This is a genomic window from Moraxella sp. K02 (assembly GCF_041154755.1).
Taxonomy (GTDB): domain Bacteria; phylum Pseudomonadota; class Gammaproteobacteria; order Pseudomonadales; family Moraxellaceae; genus Faucicola.
The window spans coordinates 957,754-979,319 of sequence record NZ_AP031590.1 but is presented as its reverse complement, the minus strand read 5'-3'; the positions used below and the strand labels follow the sequence as shown (position 1 = coordinate 979,319).

The following is a 21,566-nucleotide window of genomic DNA, read 5'->3' as shown; positions in this document are numbered from 1 at the left end:
AGTAAAGGCAATGATTGACAACGCCAAAATAAGCTATCAGATGCTTCACCGGTTAGTCAATCATGGTTTTGATTTGCTTGAGACTTAAATAACCAATATGCAGCGCATCGTCAGGTAGCTGATTTTTTTCAGGCTCGGTTAATGGCTGAATGGTTAATGCCACGTCTTTTGGCAGTAAATCAGCCACACAGTGAATATCATCCAAGTCTAGTTCATGCTTATCATCAACATGACTGGTTGCCACGCCGCTTTTGGCGGTATCGACATTATCAAATGTATAATCTTGATAAAATGCCGTTTTTTTAACTTGCGCCGTTGCTTTACCTAGCGTCTCGGCTACCACAAGTGTTTTATAATGAAACTCTTCAAAGTGACCTGGCAGATAACCACCTAAATTGACAAAATAAAGTTGTTTGCCTTGACTATCTAATTTGTTATCTACATTATCATCTGCAAATATGTCATCTGCCAACCTGTTATCTGCCAGCGCGTTATCTTTTGACCAGCTATTTTTCGACAACAAAATTTGATAATCACCCACCCGCTTCACTTCTCGCCATGCGTCTAAGTGCCAGTTGTTTTTGACTGCCGGCCAGTGCTGATTGACACTCTCAATTGTTTCACTTAGGCTATTTGCAATCACAAACATTACATCATGCTGTTCAATCAGTCTTCCTTGGGGACGCGCCCCGATTTTTAACATAAATAGTTTCATAGTTATAAGCCCAAATGTGTCGCCATTAAAAGTTAAAAACCTGCCAAGCCTCACAGGTTTTTATCACAGATTTTTATTATTTTATCTTACGGTTATTTTTTGACCATCGGCATTTTAGCGCTTTCTAACTTTGCCAAGGCATCTGGTAGTTTATCAATCGCTGTCGCTACCACCGCTTGTGCCGCTTGCGAGATGCCTAGCTTCTGCGCGATAGTCGGTTTTTGGCGAGATTGAATGGCATACAATTCGTTATCTGTCATCTTCTCTAAGATATAACTGTCCGATGTTTGCAGAGCATCGACCAAATTGCGTGTTATCGCATCTTCCCCGTACCAATGCTCACCGGTTGCCACTTGTTCAACATCCAAACTTGGACGGTATTTGCGCACAAAGTCTTTAAATAGTTTGTGCGTTTCTTCCAGCTCTTGTTGGAATTTCTGTTTGTCTTCTTCGGTATTTTCACCAAACACGGTTACCGTGCGTTTGTATTTACCTGCGGTAAATACTTCGACATCGATGTCATGTTTTTCTAATAAATCATGAAAATTGGGCACTTGTGCCACCACACCAATCGAGCCAACCACTGCAAATGGCGCCGCCAAAATTTTATCAGCCACACACGCCATCATATAGCCACCACTGGCGGCGACTTTATCAATACAGACCGTTAAGTGTAGTCCTGCTTCTTTTATACGTGCCAACTGCGCTGCTGCTAGGCCATATGCGTGTACCATGCCACCTGAGGACTCAAGGCGCACAATGACTTCATCTTCAGCTTGCGCAACCGTGAGTAGCGTGCTGATTTCTTCACGCAGTTGCTGTACTTCAGTGGCTTTTACATCGCCATGAAAATCCAGCACAAAACAATTTTTGTTGGTAGGTTTATTTTTAAACAGACCAAATTTTGGGGTTTTTTTGGTATTTTCTTTTTTCGTCAAGTCTGTCAATGCGCGGCTGATGAGTGAGGTTAACCCTTTATCATCCACCATTTGCAATTGTAATTGTTGTTTGCGCTGGGCTTTGACTTTATTTAAATGGGTGACTTTCATTTCAAGCGGATGTTTGGCATTTTGAAATAGCATAATAATTCTCTAGATTAAGTAAAAATAAATTAAGGAAAAAATTGACACAATGGGTTTTATATAGCGTTTATTTTGCTGTTTTCAATCGCTTATCCACACAATATTCGCGAAATGTCTGTGACAGGCATGGCTAGTAGATATGCATGATAAACCGTGTTTCATATTGTGAAATCCAAGTAAACAAGGCATAATATTCGTTTATAAAAATTTTTGCTACTTCTTACATTACGAAAAATATTGGGATTGCTTCATTATGATGCGTACACACTATTGCGGGCTTGTCACCGAAAACTTAAACGATCAAACCATCACTATTTGCGGTTGGGTGCATCGTCGCCGTGACCACGGTGGGGTTATTTTCTTGGATATGCGTGACCGTGAAGGCCTACTGCAAGTGGTCATCGACCCAGATACCCCAGAAGCATTCGCTACAGCAGATAGCGCGCGTTCTGAATATGTGCTCAAAATCACCGGTCGTGTGCGTCAGCGTTATGCGGGTACTGAAAACAAAAACATGACCAGCGGTCAAGTGGAGTTATTGGCCAAAGACATCGAAACAATCGCCACCTCTGAGACACCGCCATTCCCCCTCAATGATGAGTTCACCAACGTTTCTGAAGAACTGCGCCTAAAATATCGCTTTTTAGACATGCGCCGTCCAGAGATGCAAGAGCGTATGAAGTTTCGCGCCAAAGCCACTTCGACCATTCGCCGTTACCTAGATGACCAAGGTTTCTTGGATGTAGAAACCCCCATCTTGACCCGTGCCACCCCAGAAGGCGCGCGTGATTATTTGGTGCCTAGCCGCGTGTCAAACGGTGAGTTTTATGCCCTACCACAGTCGCCTCAGCTTTTTAAACAGCTGCTGATGGTAGCGGGTTTTGATCGTTATTATCAAATTGCTAAGTGTTTTCGTGATGAAGACTTACGTGCTGACCGCCAGCCAGAATTTACCCAAATCGATATCGAAACCTCATTCTTAAGTGATGAAGATATCATGAACATTGCCGAAGGATTAACAAAAGACTTGTTCAAAACCATGATGGACATTGAATTTGATACCTTCCCGCGTATGACATACGCTGAAGCCATGCGTGACTATGCGTCTGACAAACCAGACTTGCGTATTCCTATGAAGTTAATTGATGTGGCTGATATCATGCAGTCTGTGGAATTTAAAGTATTCTCAGCCCCTGCCCAAGACCCAAAAGGTCGTGTGGTGGCGCTTCGGGTGCCACAGGGTAGCGACCTCACCCGTAAACAAATTGACGAATATACTAAATTTGTCGGCATTTATGGCGCAAAAGGTTTGGCTTATATCAAAGTCAACGATGTGAGCAACATCAACAACGGTGTGGATAAAGAATCAGGTTTGCAATCACCGATTATCAAAAACATGACTGATGAAGTATTGGTCGAGCTGATTAAACGTACTGAGGCGCAAACCGGTGATATCATCTTCTTTGGCGCGGATAAAGCCAAAGTCGTCAATGATGCCATGGGTGCGCTGCGTGTCAAATTGGGTCTAGACCTAAATATGCTAACCCAAGAATGGGCGCCGCTTTGGGTCGTGGATTTCCCGATGTTTGAAGAAACCGATGACGGTAAATGGACGTCGGTGCATCACCCCTTCACCAAGCCAAAAGGCACGGTTGAAGCGATGAAAAACAACCCAGAAACCGCGCTGTCTATCGCTTATGACATGGTATTAAACGGTACTGAAATCGGTGGCGGTTCACTGCGTATCAATACCTTAGATATGCAAAAAGCGGTATTTGAAGCCTTGGGTATTTCTGAAGCCGAAGCCGAAGAGAAATTCTCATTCTTACTTAACGCGCTAAAATACGGTGCGCCACCGCACGGTGGTTTGGCATTCGGTCTTGACCGTTTAATTATGCTAATGACAGGCTCACAATCGATTCGAGACGTCATCGCCTTCCCAAAAACTAAAACGGCTGAATGTCCGCTGACTGATGCCCCTGCGCCTGTGGATGGCAAACAACTGCGTGAATTGGGTATCCGTATACGCGAAAAAGACAGTAAAGCGCCACAATCTTAATCGAGGTCACACCTTTAATTAGATGAATGCCTTTACTCTTCTTAAATATGTGCCAATGTGGATGCTATATCTATTGGCACATATCGCAAGCTTTATCATTTCACTTCGTCGTGACAAAAGTATCATGAAAACCATTGATACTAACTTACGACTTGTCTATCCTGAACTCACTGAAACTCAGCGTGACCAGCTTGCCAGAGCTTGTATTGCCAATCAAAGCAAAAACATGGTGGAATCGGCTAAAAGCTGGGCGATGCCACCTGCGTGGTCGGACAAACAAATCCATACCGTGCATCATCAACAAGTTTTGATGCAAGGCTTACAAAACCCCAATGGCATGCTTGCGATTGTGCCGCATTTGGGAACATGGGAAATCATGAATGCGTGGCTCAACCAGTTTGGTGCACCCACCATCATGTATAAACCCGTGAAAGGTGAACAAGCCAATCAGTTTGTGCTAAAAGGGCGTCAGCGACTGAATGCAACTTTGGTACCAACCGATGCGACTGGGGTCAAAGCGATTTTTAAAACCCTAAAAGCAGGCGGTTTTAGTATCATATTGCCTGACCATGTCCCCGACCCATCTGGCGGTGAAGTGGTGCCGTTTTTTGGTATTCCGACATTGACCAGTACCCTTGCTAGCAAATTAGCCAGTAAAACAAAGTGTAGCTTGGTGGGTTTGACCTGTGTACGCCGTGACGATGGACAAGGCTTTGATATTTATTGTGATGAGCTAACTGATCCCGCCTTGTATGACAAAAACATGGTGACAGCGACAACCGCGATGAATCACGCCATCGAGCGGATGATTGACCGTTTCCCCAGTCAATACATGTGGGGCTATAAGCGCTTTAAACGTGTGCCAGGATTTCCAGTTATTTATAATGCCGAGCCATCCATCGCATTAGCGGTTCGCCAGCGTTATCCAAAACTTAGCAATCATGATATTATCAATTCACTTACTTAATATGATAATCATTGACTTATGACTTTACCAAATTATACTTCAGTGCCTGCTCTGCCTGATGAAAACCGTTACATTATTTGTATGAAATGGGGCACCAAATACGGTGCTGAGTACGTTAATCGCCTGTACAATATGGTTGACAGACATTTAACACTACCCTTTCAAATGGTATGTTTGACCGATGATAGCACAGGGATAGATGCCAACGTCAGATGCTACCCAATTCCTGAGCTTAATTTACCCAGTAATATCCCTGAACGTGGCTGGAAAAAACTGACCACCTTTAGCCCTGAATTATATGATTTGAAAGGCACGGCGTTATTTTTGGATATTGATATTGTGATTGTCGATAATATTGATTGCTTTTTTACGTATCAAGCGCAGCACGATGACAGTGTGGTGATTATCCGTGATTGGAAAAAACCGTGGCGCATGGTGGGTAATTCATCGGTGTATCGCTTTAAAGTCGGACAACATACTTATCCGAATTTGTTATCTAATTTTGAGCAAAATTTTGACACGATTCGTAGCCAAGTACGCCATGAGCAAGCTTACCTATCCAATTATTTGCGTGAACATCATCACCTTGAATATTGGGATGCGTCTTGGTGCGTGAGCTTTAAATACCAATGTGTGCAGCCATTTCCCTTAAGTTTTGTCAAACCGCCGATTTTGCCTAAAGGGGCAAAAATGGTAATTTTTCATGGGGAAGTGAATCCACCCGATGCCATCATGGGCAAAAGCGGTAAGTGGTATCGTAAGGTATTACCCACTGACTGGATTAGGGATTATTGGCGATAACTCAACCTTCGATAGTTAATCCTTAAATAGTTAATGGATAATTGAGCATCGGATAAGTAAACTTAGAAGAAATTTCACATAAGCTTGCGGTTTTAGGAATAATAAAAAATGGCAAACTGGCATCGTAAGTTTATTTTATTATTTAAAAGTGAAAAACGCCTTGGGGCGAATCAAATTATTGACCACTATGCCGGGCAAAATATTGAGGCGATGAAAAGTCGTATGATTGATAGTGATACTTGTTGTATCATTGATACGATTATTCAAGCCCACCCTCATTTATTAGATGATACCCAAGTAGATGAACCGATAAACCCGCTTAAGGACTATCAGCCACGGTGTATTCGCAATTTATACACCCATTTAACCACGTTGCAACACGAGTTTATAGGACAATCTGAACTTAGTTTTTATCATGCGATACTGATTGTATTATTACGCCGTCGGTTTCAACCTGAAAAAACTTTCCAAACCTTTACCCATCTTTGGCAAACTCAGACTGACTATCTGATGGATAATTTAAGTTTACGGTGGATTGCCTCTGCCTGCGACACCTTTATTGATTTTGATCCAAAGCCGACTAGAAAGGCAATGTTACTCAATATTATTACTTTGATTAATACGGTAAAAGTCTACGAAACCCAGCAATATCTCTGTCGTTCATCTGCCAGCGTAGATGAGGAAAAATCCGCTGTTTTGTACGCGCATCATAAACCGCTGTATGCTGGTTTGACCTATTTTAGGCTAGGTAAGGACGATACACTAAAACATATGCGTGAGCGGTATCAGCGTTTTTATGCTGAAGACCCTTTTTCTACCACACTCTTACTCAAGGTGTTTGCTAGATTGCATGACCAACCTAGCGCATTCACCACATTAAAACAACTACATAAGGATGAAAAATCAGCATGGTGGTAGCCAATCATTCTTTGATATTTACCCGATCTACTCAGACAATCGCCCTGCGTATTGTCAATCCTGCATTTGTGCTACCAAAAGTCTCTGATACGACAGTACATATTTTGGCGTCAGGCCCAAGCATCCAGACCAATGCCATCGAACCGCTTGGTTGTGAGTCGGTTATATTTGTAAATGGCAGTATTAGCCTGACCGAACACTATAAATTTGACAAGATTGTGGCGTATGTCATCACGGACCCACGCTTTATTAAGCATAACTGTAGTATTCCGCTGCAGTATTATCGGGGGGAGTATCCATTATATATCAGTGCGTTAGTGGCAGAACAACTATGGCAAGATGCGCCCGATTTTTTAGTTCAATATGCCGACCATATCTATATCATCTATCCAGTCGATAGACCAATTGATGATAGTTTGATTGCCCTTCAGCAAACTAGCCTTTTAGGAAAAATAGCTGTCACACTCAATAAACGTACCCGACTAAAACACCTAAAACATAGCCCTTATCATAGCATCAATAAAAAAATTGGGGTGTCTTGGGATATTCGTTACGGCTTTGTTGAAGGGGGAACGGTAGCGTTGGTGGCGTTACAGCTTGCTTATTCTCTAGGATTTCAAATGATACATCTGTATGGCATTGATTTAATCAATAGCCAGCAGCCACGGTTTTATGAAAACCAAGACAATGCTGCCCCGACCAAACTTGATAAGGCTATCACCCACCGTATCGTACCATCGTTTGATTGGGTAGCCCGCAACTATCAGCAAAAAGGCGTGCAAATTTATAACCACTCGCCCGTCTCTAAGGATTTGTTTACATTTATTCCGTATCGGGCAGATTAGAGGTCACGAATCGCTCAATGTATTGGTTAGCGATATTTTTGGGTAAAAATCGCTCATCAAACGGCACGGCAAACGCCGATGGATTTGCCATTGCTTGTTCTAATAATTGGGCTAAGGCGTCAATATCATCGACAGGGACAAGATTTTGCCTTGGTAACAACTCACTAGGGCCATACGGACAGTCGGTGCTTATCACAGGCGTATCCACGGCTAATGCTTCGGCAATCACTCGCCCAAAGCCCTCAAATCGAGAACTTAACACTAAGCATTTAGCGTGTTTGATATACGGATAGGGGTTAGATTTAAAGCCAGTAAATACCACCTTATCGCTAATCCCTAAATCAACCGCAAGCTGTTTGGTTTCTGCCATCAGCTTGCCTTGACCCACCAAATACAGCGGATAACGTTGCGAAGTTTTGGCATAGGCTTTTAGCAGGATATCATGGGCTTTTTGGTATTTAAAGCTGCCCACATGCACAATAAACTCCGTAGTCTCTAGCGAGTATGCCCCTGCCATTGCCTCAATAAGCTTGTTATCAATTGGGTTATAAATCGTGGCAATATTTGTCAGCCCTAAGGTCGCTTTAAAATCCACCGCCACCCCTTTACTAATCGCCACACAAGGCTGCGCATGATAGGTCGTCTTTAGCTGCGCTATATCCATAGGCTTGTTGCGAGCTTGGGCTAATTTCAGTTCTTGAGAAAGGGTATTACGAATCACATGAATGACATTGAATAATTGGCTATAGCTTAATACCTTGTCCGCCCGTTCCAAATTTGCAATCGTCAAACATGGCTGACCAATATGCGTTAAAATATAGTTATCTAAATGTTTGGCAAATTGTTGGTAACGTAGCCTATCACTGGGGATTAATTTAAACCACTTAAAGTTGACAATATGAAAATTAATATGTGGACTAAGCTCATATTCTGTGGTGGCTTTAAATCGGATGATATGGACTTTATAGCCCAGTTGATAAAAGCCTTCCGCGAGCGTCAATACTGACTTTTCTGCCCCGCCCCCCTGCAAGCAGTTGATAACCAACACAATGATATTTGAGGGGTTGCAGCTCACAAGTGGCTCCTTAGGTTTATTCAAAGGTAAGGTTGGTCATGTATAGCGGGCGTGTCGCACGCAGGACTTCACGTTTGATTTTTTGCAGCCCTGTTAAGTGGCGTTTAATTTCTCTGCTTCTGGTTGCCTGTAGGCTGCTTGCCAAAGCAACTTGCGGTAATAGGTGATGCTCCTGAATCACAATCGCAGGCACAAGCTGATATACAGGCAGGGCTTTGGGGTATTTACCCACATCAAATAACATCACATCGACTGCCTCAAGTTGGGGCAAGTTTCTAATATATTGTAATAAATACTGACAAGCGCGATGGGATAGCAAATAACCTGCCCCGCCTAAATGACGAGACTTTAATTCATTAATCGTCCGTTTACTCTGAGGTAAGACTATCGGATGAGCCAAATGCACCCTTGGGCTTACCTTTTCTAATTTTAAAATATCGATAGCTTGGCTTTGAAAAACATCAATTTGGCGGATCAACTGGTCAAACTGCTGACCTAAAAAAACGTCATCCTCATAAATCCCGATATAATCAAGATTTTCATCCACACAGCGTTGCCACAAGCTAACATGACTTAAAAAACAGGCAATTTCGGTGTCACTAGATACCGACTTTGTGATATCAATCGCCAGTCGCTGAGCGACTTGGGTATTTTTATCAGGGGTGACCGCCGAAAAAAAAGTAAAAGGTATGTGCTGCTTATCAAACTCTTGTTGGATATGGCTTTGCCGCTTGCTATGATGAGCGAGACTAATCACATAATTTTTTAGCATCACTTTTCTCGCTTGGATTTATTCACAATCAACCCCCATAAATGCCAAATACTGACGGGCAACATTTTGCGGCAAAAAAGCTTCGTTAAATGGCACGTTAAACTGGCTAGGATGGCTCATTAATTGGTTGATTTTTTCAGTTAACGCAGGGATATCTGCCACTGCCACCAAATTCTGCGGCGGCAAAATCTCACTAGGTCCTGAAGGACAATCGGTGCTAATCGCAGGCACGCCCAATGCCAATGACTCTGCCAATACCAATGCAAAGCCCTCAAAATGCGATGACAACACAAATCCTGTGGCGTGCTTTAGCAATGGGTAAGGATTCTTTTGAAACCCAGTTAAAATCACCTTATCTTGCAAGTTTAACGCGATAATGTTTTGTTCAATTTGCGCTTGCAGACTACCCTTGCCCACCAATACCAAGGGCAATGTCTGTGCCGAATTGGCATAAGCTTGCAATAAAATTTCATGCCCTTTTTGGGCTTTAAAACTGCCCACATGGATAAGATAGCCCTGTCGGGTAATGGCAGGTAAATCTGGGTTAGCTGCCTCAGCTAATACACGGATTTTATCACGGTCGATGGGGTTATAAATCGTGGTGGTTTTGGTTGGTTCGCCAAATTGACGGACAAAATCTTGCTCCACCCCACCGCTCACACAAATAGCAGGATATTTGGTATAAATTCGTTGAAAGTAAGAAAGCTGCTTGGGCGGCAAGGTAGCAAGTTTTAATTTTTCACTCAGTTGATTATGGATGACATACGCCACCTTTTTTTGCCTTGAATAATAAAATACCTCATGTTCACGGTACAAGTTCACGAATATTGCCACAGGCTGACCAATATGTTTATTGATATAACCATCAACCGCTCGAGCAAAAAAGAAATACCGAATTTTACCTTTCGGAAAACGTCGATAATTGCGAAAAGGAATAAGATGATAGATTAAATTTTCGCTTAATGTATGTTCGACAATCGGGTCAAATCGGACAATATGCACCTCAAAACCCATCTGGTAAAAGGCTTCTCCCAAGGTCAAAACAAATTTTTCTGCCCCACCGCCTTGCAGGGAATTAATCACTAATACGATTTTTTGTGACTGAACCAATGACATTTAATACTCTATTGACTATTTAAACCAACGACTAAATAAAGAAGGTTTTTTCGCGGGACGAGTCACCGCATTACCCTTGTAACCTTTTTTATAAGTTCTTTTTGGAAACTCGCCAAACGGCGTAGTGCGATAGTTTTCAATACTATAGCCCGCTTGTATCGCCTCTTGATAGTAGGTATCGAAAAGCTCAACCAAATCTTGACGAGGGTGCGGCAAAATCTGCCCATCAAACCAATGCGTTTTGCCCTCGGCTTGTAAGCGCGGTAAGGAATATTTATGGCTAAACTGCGTTCCCATGTCCGAATAATGCAAAATCCGAATATCCTCAATCGCTAAATCTTCGCCATCCACACAATTAAAGCTGTCTTGGTAGAGCTGTATGAGTTGCGGATTGGCTTTAAATTTTGCCATCATTTTGCTATGGCTTTCAGGATCGGCTTGTAGCTGTGCTACAGGCTCAAGATAATCCTTGGCTTTTTGGCAATCCCATACGCAGGTGCACAGTCGCATCAAATCGCCATCGCCTTTAGCCGCAAGAATCGCCTCATCAGATATCGGGTGCCGCCACAATTTAGCGATATCGTCCAACACCACCATATCGGCATCCATATAAATCGCCCGTCCGCTAAAGCCACAATATTCGGGGATTGCCCAACGAAAGCCCGAAAACGGGGTCGCCCATTTTTCGGTATGCCAGCCCTCGCCTGTTTGCGGATTGGAATACCATACACTGCTTGGGTCACGGCTTAACTGCATCCAGACAATCTCAACAGGCTCGCTGGTATGTTTGTGCAAGCTATAATCTAGCACCATCATCTGCTCAAGATCGCTGTTATTAGGGTCACAGCCGATAAAAATTTTGATAGGTTGGTCTAAGTTCGCCATAGTTTATCCTCTATTCTCGCCAATGCGTTGCCACCCAATCAGTCGGCAAAATAAAATGGCGTAAATGCGAAATCGGTTTTTTGATTTTTTCAGCAGTAAATAATTGCCCTAAATGTTCTTTAGCGTTATCGGCAGAATTTTTGTTGTATTGTCCTGCAATCGCATTTTGCGGATACAAATCCCCAGGGAAAATAATAATGCGTGCATCATGAGGCAGTTTTGGTGGGATAAAATAATTTAGCGGAAATGGCTGACGGCATTTGCGGCGAAAATGCACCACCCACTCTTTTGGAAAAAGCTTAACCCCACCTGGGGCATTGCGAGTGACAAAACGCTGCTCAAAGCGATATTTATCCGCCACCCCTTGTGGATCGGCACGGAATTTTTCTAGCAAACTAACCAAGCTACCGACTTTAAAGCGAAAACACGAGGTCTGACCTAGCTTCTCTAAGGGGTTACTTGGGTTGTAAGATAAAACCGTCTGATCGTCATCGCCAAAACTAAAAAAGTCATCAAGGCTACCCACTACGACTACATCAAGATCTAAAAATAATACCGTTCCTGTGACATTGCCAAGCTGTGCATTCCAAAGTCGTGACTTAGGCCATTTACCAAGGGTATTGGTAGGCATCACAATATCGCTGGGCGGCAAATCCTGACATTCTACTTCAGGACGAATGCCATCGGTATTGTCGGTAAAGCAGACAAAGCGAAACGGCGGGGTGATATTACGGCTTACCATTCCATAGAGTTTATTAACGTAATCTGCGCCATATTTGGTGCCCCATTTGATACAAATAATTTGTTTAAGCGGGGTGGTTGCACTCGATGTTGTCATGTCACTTCCAAAGTACCGATAATTTTTCAAAAAATAAGGATAGTCATTTTAACATAACTATCCTTTTATGTTCACTTATCTACTTATTTTCACTTATCTACAATTTTACCGATTATTCATCCACGTAGCTGAGCCAATGCGCGTATTTATCATTTTTGCCTTGTACTACGTCAAAAAATAGACTTTGCAGTTTTTCGGTGATTTCACCACGCGCGCCGCAGCCAATGACGTGGTCATCATATTCACGAATTGGGGTAATCTCAGCAGCAGTACCTGTCATAAAGATTTCATCCGCGATATAAAATTCATCACGGGTGATTCTACGCTCATGCACTTTGATGCCCAAGTCCTGTGCAAACTGTATCACCGTGCGACGGGTAATGCCGTCCAATGCACCCCCTGACAAATCTGGGGTATGCAGCTCACCGTCCTTGACCAAAAATAAGTTTTCCCCTGAGCCTTGACAAACATAGCCTTGGGTATCCATCAATACCGCTTCATCATAGCCATGACGGGTGACTTCTTGGTTTGACATGATAGATACTGGGTAATTGCTGACGGCTTTGGCTTTACACATGGTAACGTTTGGATGGTGATGGGTAAAACTTGAGGTTTTTACACGGATACCTTTCGCCATGCCTTCTTCACCCAGATAAGCACCCCAAACCCAAGCGGCAACGATGGTGTGAATGCTATTATCTTTGGCAGCGATACCCAATTTTTCAGAACCGACCCAAATCAATGGACGAAGGTATGCCGATTCAAGGTTATTTTCACGTACCACGGCTTTTTGTGCTTGTAACACTTCTTCATACGAATAGGGTACAGCAAGCTGGAAAATTTTAGCTGAATTTAGCAGGCGCTGGGTATGGTCTTCTAGACGAAAAATCGCCGTGCGTCCATCATGGGTTTTGTAGGCTCGAACCCCCTCAAACACACCCATCCCGTAGTGCAGTGTATGGGTTAATACGTGGATTTTGGCATCACGCCAGTCTACCATGTTGCCATCCATCCAAATAAAACCATCACGGTCTGCCATGCTGGGAATTGTTGCCATTGATTACTCCTAGTGTTTTGTTTGAAATAAAAAGTGTTTTGTCTAAAATAAAAATTGATGTTACATCTATTCTGGTCGTTGCCCGATTAAGCGATGCCATTGCGCATCAACAAAATTACGTAGTTCATGCCACTGGGCTTCATCTACCAGTATCGGCTGCTCTGCCAAAGCCAAGCGATGCGTCATACTGCGGATACGAAGATAAGCGTGCGTTAGCTGTTGGCATATTTCAGTTTCGATAATGCCTGTTTTGGCAAGCGCTTCAAAGATACGCACATTGTCACTCCAAACTGCCAACGCAGGATAACGATTGGCATACGCCAAGACAGCAAACTGGGCAATAAACTCAATATCAACCAATCCGCCTGCATCTTGTTTCAGATGAAACAACCCTTGCTGCTTGGTATGCGGTTTGCTGCCCAAATGGTCTTGCATCTTATGACGCATGTTGGATACTTCGATACGGACACTGTCTTTATCACGCGGCAGACACAATACTTCTTTACGAATTTGGTCAAATCGCGTCATCACCCGGTTATCACCGCAAATGGCACGTGCGCGAACCAACGCTTGGTGTTCCCACGCCCAAGCTTTGTGCATTTGGTAAAGTTCAAACGCATGGGTAGACACTACCATCATACCTGCTTGACCCGAAGGACGCAGGCGCATATCAATCTCATAGACACGGCCATCGCGCGTTTGGGTGGTCAAATAATTCATCAGTTTTTGGGCAAGGCGTGCGGCAAACTTCATACCACTGATGGGTTTTTCACCGAGTGTCATGGCTTCCTCATCAATGTCATGAATAAACACAAGATCAAGATCTGAGCTATAACTCATCTCAAGCCCGCCAAGCTTACCATAACCAATAATCGCAAAGCCATTATGCGCTTCACTCACAGGCTCGCCTTGGGCATTGACAGGATACCCATGTTTTTTCACCAATTCACCAAATACCCGTTGCAACGCTTTTTCAAGCACCACTTCAGCGATAAAGGTGAGTGAATCAGAGACTTTCATCAACGGTCTATCCGCCAACACATCACTCGCCGCCACTGCCAAGACTTGGGTTTTTTTGAAAAAACGAAAGGCGTTGAGTAGCCCTTCCTCATCATTAGGTTCTACCCGCAACAACTGCTGACGCAAGATGTCACTGAGTTCTGCCTTATCAGGTAAATGACGGTATTTTTCACGGATAAATGAATCCAGCAAAACAGGATAACTTACCAATTCGCTCGCAATCCAAGGGCTTGCTGCTAGCATAGGAATCAATTTGGCGGCTGCGGTTGGGTTTTCGACAAACATGACCAAATAAATTGACCGACGACTTACCGCCTCTAGTAGTGTCAACATTCTAGGTAATGCCACGTTGATTGCATCTTCGCTTAAATCAGAATGTAACAACCCATTGATTAGAATCGGATAGGCGGCATTTAGGCGAGTCTTGGCTTCTTCACTGAGTCCTGTGATAAGCTTACTTTGCCAAAACTGACTTAATTTATCTTTATTGTCAGCGCTTAATTTTTGCTCAAGCTCAGATAAATTGTGCTGATGATCTACTTGCAGTTGTTCATCAGACTGCTTACGATCACTGACTAGCTCGTCAAAAGGTATTTTTACCGTTTGGCGGTATTCATTGAGTTTGGCTAACAATGCCGCCCAATCGGCAAACCCCAATACTCGGGCAAGCTGATGTCGCTGTTTTTCATCTTGTGGTAGTCGCTGGGTTTGTTCATCATTGATGGCTTGAATACCATGCTCTAATCTGCGTAAAAAACGATAGGCTTGTGCCAATTGCTCATGGGTCACCGCATCGATAAAGCCATGCTTTTCCAGTTGGCTCATCGCTTGTAGGCAGTTTTTTACTTTGATATCACTGACACGCCCGCCATAAATCAACTGAAACGACTGCACGATAAACTCTATATCACGGATACCGCCTGCCCCAAGCTTGACATTGTCGGTATCTTGACGTTGTTCGACTTGGTTTTGAATCAGCGATTTCATCTCACGTAGGGCGGCAAAGGCACTATAATCGACATAATAACGAAATACAAACGGCTTGATAAGGGCTTCTAAGCTATCGCTAAAGGTGACAGGGTTGACGATTCTGGCTTTTAGCCAAGCAAATCGCTCCCACGCCCGTCCATGTTGGGCAAAATATTTTTCCAGTGCCGATAAATGAATTGCCAAGTCACTGCCATCGCCCCAAGGACGCAGGCGCATATCAATGCGAAATACAAAACCATCTTGGGTGTTTTTATCAAGCAGATTGATGATGCCTTGACCCCATTTGGTAAAAAATTTCTTGTTGTCGATGGATTTAGTAGCTTTTGACCCTTCTTTTTTTAACGGGTCAACCACCGTCTCACCTTGCCCCTGATGGACAAAAATCAAATCGATATCGCTTGATAAGTTAAGCTCTTCTGCCCCCATTTTACCCATGGCGATGATGGCTAAATCATCCTTATGTGGTTTATTTTTTTCATCAAAAAAATACGGCTCGCCATAGCGACTGATTAAATCTTGATACACATAGTCTTTGGCAAAGATAAGACAATAATCGGCAAATTTTGATAGCTCCCATGTCAGCTGCTCTAGACTAATCAGATTTAATCCATCTTGCCAAATCCAGCGCATCATCAACAAATTACGTAGATGACGCAGCCCTCGCATCACGCTTGCTTCATCCGCCAATTGGTAATCTTCATCCAGCGTATAATCGCGTATTAAATCTTTGATATGTTGGACATCGAGCGTTTGGGAAAGCGGATAGCTTTTTAAAAAGCTTTGTGTAACGTTTGTTTTAGTCTGCCAATACTGATAGCCAAAATTACTAGCTTGCTGTAATACAGCGATTTGTTCTATCGTCGGTAAGAGTTGCGGCATTCTAATTTCCGTGTGTCAGATAAATAAACAGGATAAATAAACAGGATAAATAAACAGATCCACCTCATCGTGGTATATATAAGTACTAAGCATTCACGCTTGCATATCGATACAATCAATCTTGTCCTATCAAGCTTGTAAAATTAAGCCAAGTTTGCACCATCAAGCAAGAAATTTAGCAAATAGCATGGATTAAGTGCGGCTGATACAGGGTATTTTGCTCAAGCTTACATTGCTTAAAGTTATCCTTATAGCCTAGCACAAACCGCTATTGTTGCAAATTTTTTTAGCACACAAACCTATAAATACTCGTTTGCGCGTAGCAAAATGTTTGTCATAGAAATAAAAACGTAAAAAATATTGGTAGTTATCAAATTTTCATATATGATGAAAAAAACAAGGAAGTAAAAGTCAATAAATTTATGTGAATAGTCGGTCTATAGTTTTTTTTGACCCTGATATCAATCGCATGTGACTGATTTTTTAGCCGCATGTTCAATTGTAAAAAAACCAACACATTTATCTTATAAACTATCCCAATCATTGAATTTTTCAGTACAACCAACAATCACAACAAACAAGGAGCGTACTGTGATGACAACGGACAACCCAACTGCAAACAAAAAAACTGCCCTCGTAACAGGTGCGCTAGGTGGTATTGGCACTGCTATTTGTCATGCGCTAATCCAAGCTGGCTATCACATCATTGCAACCTACACTCACAAAGCGGATAGCACGGTCAACCGCGGCGAAACTTGGTTAAAAGAAGAAGGCATGAATGCCAGCGATTTCACCTTTGTTGAAACCAATCTCACCGACCATGAAGCAGCCACCAAAGCCATTCTTGACGCAATTGAAAAAGCAGGTCACATTGATGTGTTGGTAAATAACGCAGGTATCACCCGTGATACGACTTTCAAAAAAATGACTTATGAGCAATGGTCAGAGGTGATTGATACCAATTTAAAATCACTATTCACGGTCACCCAACCCGTATTTAACAAAATGCTTGAGCAAAAATCTGGGCGTATTGTGAGTATTAGCTCAATTAATGGCTTAAAAGGTCAGTTTGGTCAAACCAACTACTCAGCCACCAAGGCGGGTATCATCGGCTTTAGTAAAGCGTTGGCACAAGAAGGCGCTAAATCTGGGGTGACCGTTAACGTGGTTGCACCGGGTTATACGGGTACTAAAATGGTGATGGCGGTGCCTGAAAAAGTGATGGAAAGCATCAAAGCAGGCATCCCAATGGGTCGTATCGCTCAACCTGAAGAAATTGCCGCTGCCGTGATGTATTTGGTTAGCGATGGCGCTGCTTATATCACAGGTGAGACCATCAACGTAAACGGCGGTCAATACATGCACTAATGAGCCTGCCATCATCGGTTATAAACTAAATCGATTATGAACTAAATCGGTTATGAACTAAATCGGTTATGAACTAAAAAAGACCAGTCATCGTGACTTGGTCTTTTTTGTTTTATGACAACATTACTAACAACCGTTAACTTGCTGGTAACTTACTTGGCTGTCAATTTTTTCACGCCATCTGCCGTTGCCATCAGCAAGATATCAGCGCGCTGTGCGCTAAATAATCCATTACACACCACTCCTACGATGTTGTTTAACTTTGCTTCAAACGCTGCTACCTTCTCAATGTCCAAGCCGATATCTAAGCCATAGACATCCAAAATTAAATTGCCATAATCGGTGACAAATCCTTCACGGTAGACCGGTTCACCGCCAAGCTGCACCAACTCACGCGCCACATACGAGCGCGCTTGCGGCAATACTTCAATCGGTAGTGGAAAGCCAACGCCTAATTGCTGCACCCATTTACTTTCATCCACCATGCAAATAAACTGCTTAGAAGCAGCGGCAACAATTTTTTCACGGGTTAAAGCGCCGCCACCGCCTTTGACTAGCTGTAAGTGCTCGTTTACTTCATCGGCACCATCAATATATAAGTCTAACTCGCCTGTGAAATTTAAATCCATCACCTCAATACCGAGCGCTTTGAGCTTATCTTCGGTGACTTTTGAGCTTGCCACAGCGCCCTTTAGGTTAACTTTTGGCAATAATTCAATGAGGCAGTTGACGGTACTACCCGTCCCCACGCCCAAAATCATGCCTGATTCGATATATTTTAACGCGTCTGCTGCCACGGCTTGTTTTTGTTGTTGTTGCGTGCTTGCATTCATCGTACTCATAGACCCAGCCTTGTTAGGAATTTATCAAAAAAACAGATAGAAAACTTAATGCTATCAATTACCCAACTTATTTTACCGTAAAAGCACTTGCAAGCTAAACCCTAAAGTCCTAATCTAATCACTTATTTTTTACTTCTCTAACGATTTGCTGTGTTTTGGTTATGAAAGCACACAGAGGGTAAAAATAAATCTTCAAACGTATTTTTCAAACTTAGGTCATTATTATGTTATCAGATTGGGTACGCCTTATCCTTCAAGCGACCGTGTATGATGCTGCTATTCAAACGCCGCTTGAACCCGCCAAAAAACTCAGTGAACGGTTTAACAACGATATTCGTTTTAAACGTGAAGATTTTCAGCCAGTGTTTTCTTTCAAGCTGCGGGGTGCCTACAATCGAATTAGCCAGTTGAGCGAAGCAGACAAAGCCAAAGGCGTGATTTGTGCCTCTGCCGGCAACCATGCGCAAGGCGTCGCCTTCTCGGCTAGCCGCTTGCGACTCAATAACATTATCGTGATGCCAACCACCACCCCCGACATCAAAGTCAGTGCCGTCAAGTCCTTGGGCGGTAATGTGGTGCTATATGGCGATAGTTTTGATGAATCTAACCGCTATGCCATTGAACGCGCCCAAACCGATGGCTTAACCTTTATTCCGCCGTATGACGATGAATTGGTCATCGCAGGTCAAGGTACCATTGCCATGGAACTAGTGCAACAATGGCGTAAAATGGAATATGTGTTTGTTGCCGTTGGTGGCGGTGGCTTAATCTCAGGTGTGGCAGCGTTTTTGGGGGAAGTTGCACCGCATGTCAAAGTCGTAGCCGTCGAGCCAGAAGAAGCAGCCTGTCTAAAAATTGCTTTAGCCACCAATGAACGCAAGCGCTTACCTCAAGTGGGGTTGTTCGTCGATGGGGTAGCAGTCGCCCAGCTGGGTGAAATACCGTTTGACGTCTGCCGTATGCCAAAAAGCGATCACTCAGGTCCCGTGGTCGAGCCTGATGTGGTCACTTGTAGCAATGATGAAGTGTGTGCGGCGATTAAAGACGTGTATGATGAAACCCGCACTATCGTCGAGCCTGCAGGCGCGTTGGCGGTCGCGGGTATGAAAAAATACATCGAAGATCATAATCTATACGGCAAAAACTGTGTGGCGATTTTATGTGGTGCCAACATGAATTTTGACCGGTTACGCTATATCGCTGAACGTACCGAAATTGGTGAGAAAAAAGAAGCGATTTTTGGGGTGACCATTCCTGAGCGCACAGGCGCTTTCCTGGATTTTTGCCGCTCACTCAAAGGTCGCAACATCACCGAATTTAACTACCGCATCAACACCAACCCCAACTACGCCCATCACGCTGCCAGTATTTTTGTCGGTATCGCCCTCAAAGAAGGCGAAAAAGAGCGCAAAGCAATCCACCAGTTACTCAATGAAGCCGATGACGCCGCGATTGATTTGACCGATGATGAAGTCGCCAAGACCCATATTCGCTATTTAATCGGTGGGCACGCGGGATTAAAAGACGAGCAACTATTTCGCATTGAATTTCCCGAGCGTCCTGGCGCGCTGCTCAACTTCCTTGAAAAATTGGGCTCACAGTTTAATATTTCTTTATTCCACTATCGCAATCATGGGGCGGCTGAAGGGCGTATCTTAGCGGGCATTCAAATGGGCGAGCAAACCGCCGAGCAATTACTTGCCAAACTGCAAGACATTGGCTATGCGTGCGAAAACCTCACCGATAACTTAGGCTATCGCTTATTTTTACAATAATTTTTAACGGTTTGGATAAAAAAGGTGTCATCGTGGCGCCTTTTTTTATGCCAAGTTTTTTATGCCAAGCCATACACAAAATTCGCTAAATTTCAGCACGGTACATAGCAAATATAGCCATTTTCTGCTAATCTCAATACTTAAAACTTGATAATTTACCTGATAGTTTCGCTGATAAATTAATTAAAAAATTCTGCTATAAGACAACCACTATGTCATCAAAAAAACGTTTTTTAAAACTTGCCGGTATGACTGCCAGTATCGCAGGCAAAGCAGCTAAAAATTCTATTAAGTCTTTTGCAGGCTCTGAAGAAGATAAACTCACAGCTCGTAGCGAAATGCTGCAAACCGTGGGGCTGCAAATCGCCGACACCTTAGGCGAAATGAAAGGCGCGGTGATGAAAGTGGGTCAAATTGCCTCGCAGTATAAAGATGTGTTCCCGCCTGAAGTCTCAAAAGCGCTGGAGAAATTACAAAAAGACGCGCCGCCCATGCCGTTTGCCGTCATCAAACAGCAGGTTGAAAAAGAATTAGGGCAACCGATTGAGGCGTTGTTTGCCCAGTTTGAGCAATCACCCTTTGCGGCAGCCTCTATCGGTCAAGTCCATAAAGCGGTGTTACCAACGGGTGAAGCGGTCGTGGTCAAAGTGCAATACCCTGACGTTGATACCAGTATCGATAGTGACTTAAAACACGTTCGCTTGGCGCTTAAGATAACTGGCGTGCTCAATATGGATAAAACCTTGCAAGATAAAATTTTTGCAGAAATCCGTGATAGCCTGTATGACGAGCTTGACTACACCAAAGAAGCCCATAATTTAGCAATTTTTGGCAGTTTTCACAGTGATGATGATGGGCTGATTATTCCCAAAGTTTTTCATAGCCATTCGACCAAACGGATTTTAACCCTATCACAAGAATTGGGTGAAAAGCTTGAAGTGGCTGCGACTTGGGACAATGACACCAAACAAAAAATCGCCATTCGCCTATTTGATTTTAGTGCCGGTCAATTGTTCAAACTGTATCGTCTGCATTGTGACCCCCATCCCGGTAATTTTGCGTTTCGCCCCGATGGCTCAGTCATTGCCTATGACTTTGGTGGTATCAAATCTTACAGTCATGACGAAGTTGCGTTATTCAAACGCTTTGCCATTCATTGCCTGAGCGGTGATGTCACAGCGCTTGAGCAAGATTTGGTCAGCATTGGCATCAAAAAAGACAATGATGAACCACTGCCCACGGACTTTTATGACGATTGGTTGCAGATTGGTTTGACCCCGTATGGTTTTACGCAGTTATTTGATTTATCCAAACATGCGCCTTATGACTTTGCCACCAGCCAGACCCATTTTCAAGCGATTGCCAAAGCAAAAGAGTCGCTTAAATACTGGCAAAGCTTTCAACCTGCCCCACTGACCATGATGCTTGATCGAACCATTTCTGGACAGTACTGGAACTTGGTGAATTTAAAAGTAACCATTGATTTAAGTGAGTTGATACACCGCTACATTGATTTGCCGACATTGCCACGACCTGATGATTCGCCTCGCCCTTAGGTTTGA

18 protein-coding genes are annotated in these 21,566 nt (G+C 43.3%); 8 read left to right on the top strand and 10 right to left on the bottom strand.

What is annotated here, in order from left to right:
- Nucleotides 1-52 precede the first annotated feature (52 nt).
- A complete protein-coding gene (locus tag ACAM39_RS04510) occupies nucleotides 53-715 on the bottom strand; it encodes a DUF1543 domain-containing protein (protein WP_369628363.1) in 663 nt (220 codons plus the stop codon).
- 92 nt (nucleotides 716-807) lie between these two features.
- The gene (gene sohB / locus ACAM39_RS04505) at nucleotides 808-1,797 is read right to left on the bottom strand and encodes a protease SohB (RefSeq protein ID WP_369628362.1); all 990 of its coding nucleotides are present in this window, start codon (nucleotides 1,795-1,797) and stop codon (nucleotides 808-810) included.
- Nucleotides 1,798-2,050: 253 nt separating this feature from the next.
- Between sohB and aspS the strand changes: the two genes are divergently transcribed.
- From aspS to ACAM39_RS04480, 5 genes are all read left to right on the top strand, one after another.
- A complete protein-coding gene (gene aspS, locus ACAM39_RS04500; protein ID WP_369628361.1) occupies nucleotides 2,051-3,856 on the top strand; it encodes an aspartate--tRNA ligase in 1,806 nt (601 codons plus the stop codon).
- 22 nt (nucleotides 3,857-3,878) lie between these two features.
- A complete protein-coding gene (locus tag ACAM39_RS04495) occupies nucleotides 3,879-4,823 on the top strand; it encodes a lysophospholipid acyltransferase family protein (RefSeq protein WP_369628360.1) in 945 nt (314 codons plus the stop codon).
- A gap of 18 nt (nucleotides 4,824-4,841) precedes the next feature.
- Complete coding sequence (locus ACAM39_RS04490) at nucleotides 4,842-5,624, top strand: glycosyltransferase (RefSeq protein ID WP_472828244.1); 783 nt, start codon at nucleotides 4,842-4,844, stop codon at nucleotides 5,622-5,624.
- Nucleotides 5,625-5,732: 108 nt separating this feature from the next.
- Nucleotides 5,733-6,542, top strand: a complete 810-nt coding sequence (locus ACAM39_RS04485; protein WP_369628359.1) for a hypothetical protein — start codon at nucleotides 5,733-5,735, stop codon at nucleotides 6,540-6,542.
- Nucleotides 6,533-7,387 carry a hypothetical protein gene (locus ACAM39_RS04480; RefSeq protein WP_369628358.1) on the top strand — a complete coding sequence of 285 codons (855 nt, stop codon included), beginning with the start codon at nucleotides 6,533-6,535 and terminating at the stop codon, nucleotides 7,385-7,387. Before ACAM39_RS04485 ends, ACAM39_RS04480 begins: the two co-directional genes overlap by 10 nt.
- On the opposite strand, the gene ACAM39_RS04475 is transcribed toward ACAM39_RS04480, so the two are convergent.
- From ACAM39_RS04475 to glnE, 7 genes are all read right to left on the bottom strand, one after another.
- Nucleotides 7,365-8,462 carry a glycosyltransferase gene (locus ACAM39_RS04475; RefSeq protein WP_369628357.1) on the bottom strand — a complete coding sequence of 366 codons (1,098 nt, stop codon included), beginning with the start codon at nucleotides 8,460-8,462 and terminating at the stop codon, nucleotides 7,365-7,367. The genes ACAM39_RS04480 and ACAM39_RS04475 overlap by 23 nt on opposite strands.
- A gap of 16 nt (nucleotides 8,463-8,478) precedes the next feature.
- A complete protein-coding gene (locus ACAM39_RS04470) occupies nucleotides 8,479-9,234 on the bottom strand; it encodes a glycosyltransferase family 25 protein (RefSeq protein WP_369628356.1) in 756 nt (251 codons plus the stop codon).
- Nucleotides 9,235-9,252: 18 nt separating this feature from the next.
- A complete protein-coding gene (locus tag ACAM39_RS04465; protein ID WP_369628355.1) occupies nucleotides 9,253-10,350 on the bottom strand; it encodes a glycosyltransferase in 1,098 nt (365 codons plus the stop codon).
- 15 nt (nucleotides 10,351-10,365) lie between these two features.
- Entirely contained in the window at nucleotides 10,366-11,235 is an 870-nt protein-coding gene (locus ACAM39_RS04460; protein WP_369628354.1) for a glycosyltransferase, read from the bottom strand.
- Between the two features lie 10 nt (nucleotides 11,236-11,245).
- Nucleotides 11,246-12,073, bottom strand: coding sequence for a hypothetical protein (locus ACAM39_RS04455; RefSeq protein ID WP_036604325.1), 828 nt, complete (start codon nucleotides 12,071-12,073; stop codon nucleotides 11,246-11,248).
- Between the two features lie 112 nt (nucleotides 12,074-12,185).
- A complete protein-coding gene (locus tag ACAM39_RS04450) occupies nucleotides 12,186-13,130 on the bottom strand; it encodes a branched-chain amino acid transaminase (RefSeq protein ID WP_007116868.1) in 945 nt (314 codons plus the stop codon).
- A 66-nt stretch (nucleotides 13,131-13,196) separates the two neighbouring features.
- Nucleotides 13,197-16,019: a bifunctional [glutamate--ammonia ligase]-adenylyl-L-tyrosine phosphorylase/[glutamate--ammonia-ligase] adenylyltransferase gene (gene glnE, locus ACAM39_RS04445; RefSeq protein WP_369628353.1), complete on the bottom strand. Its 2,823-nt coding sequence runs from the start codon at nucleotides 16,017-16,019 to the stop codon at nucleotides 13,197-13,199.
- A gap of 594 nt (nucleotides 16,020-16,613) precedes the next feature.
- Between glnE and phbB the strand changes: the two genes are divergently transcribed.
- Nucleotides 16,614-17,387, top strand: coding sequence for an acetoacetyl-CoA reductase (gene phbB / locus ACAM39_RS04440; RefSeq protein WP_369628352.1), 774 nt, complete (start codon nucleotides 16,614-16,616; stop codon nucleotides 17,385-17,387).
- A gap of 152 nt (nucleotides 17,388-17,539) precedes the next feature.
- Here the strand turns inward: phbB and rpiA are convergent, their stop codons facing one another.
- Nucleotides 17,540-18,229, bottom strand: a complete 690-nt coding sequence (gene rpiA, locus ACAM39_RS04435; protein ID WP_282849319.1) for a ribose-5-phosphate isomerase RpiA — start codon at nucleotides 18,227-18,229, stop codon at nucleotides 17,540-17,542.
- A gap of 224 nt (nucleotides 18,230-18,453) precedes the next feature.
- Here rpiA and ilvA point away from each other — a divergent pair, with 224 nt between their 5' ends.
- On the top strand, nucleotides 18,454-20,004 hold the full coding sequence (ilvA, locus tag ACAM39_RS04430; protein WP_369628351.1) for a threonine ammonia-lyase, biosynthetic: 1,551 nt from the start codon (nucleotides 18,454-18,456) through the stop codon (nucleotides 20,002-20,004).
- Between the two features lie 212 nt (nucleotides 20,005-20,216).
- On the top strand, nucleotides 20,217-21,560 hold the full coding sequence (locus ACAM39_RS04425) for an ABC1 kinase family protein (protein ID WP_369628350.1): 1,344 nt from the start codon (nucleotides 20,217-20,219) through the stop codon (nucleotides 21,558-21,560).
- Nucleotides 21,561-21,566: the final 6 nt, after the last annotated feature.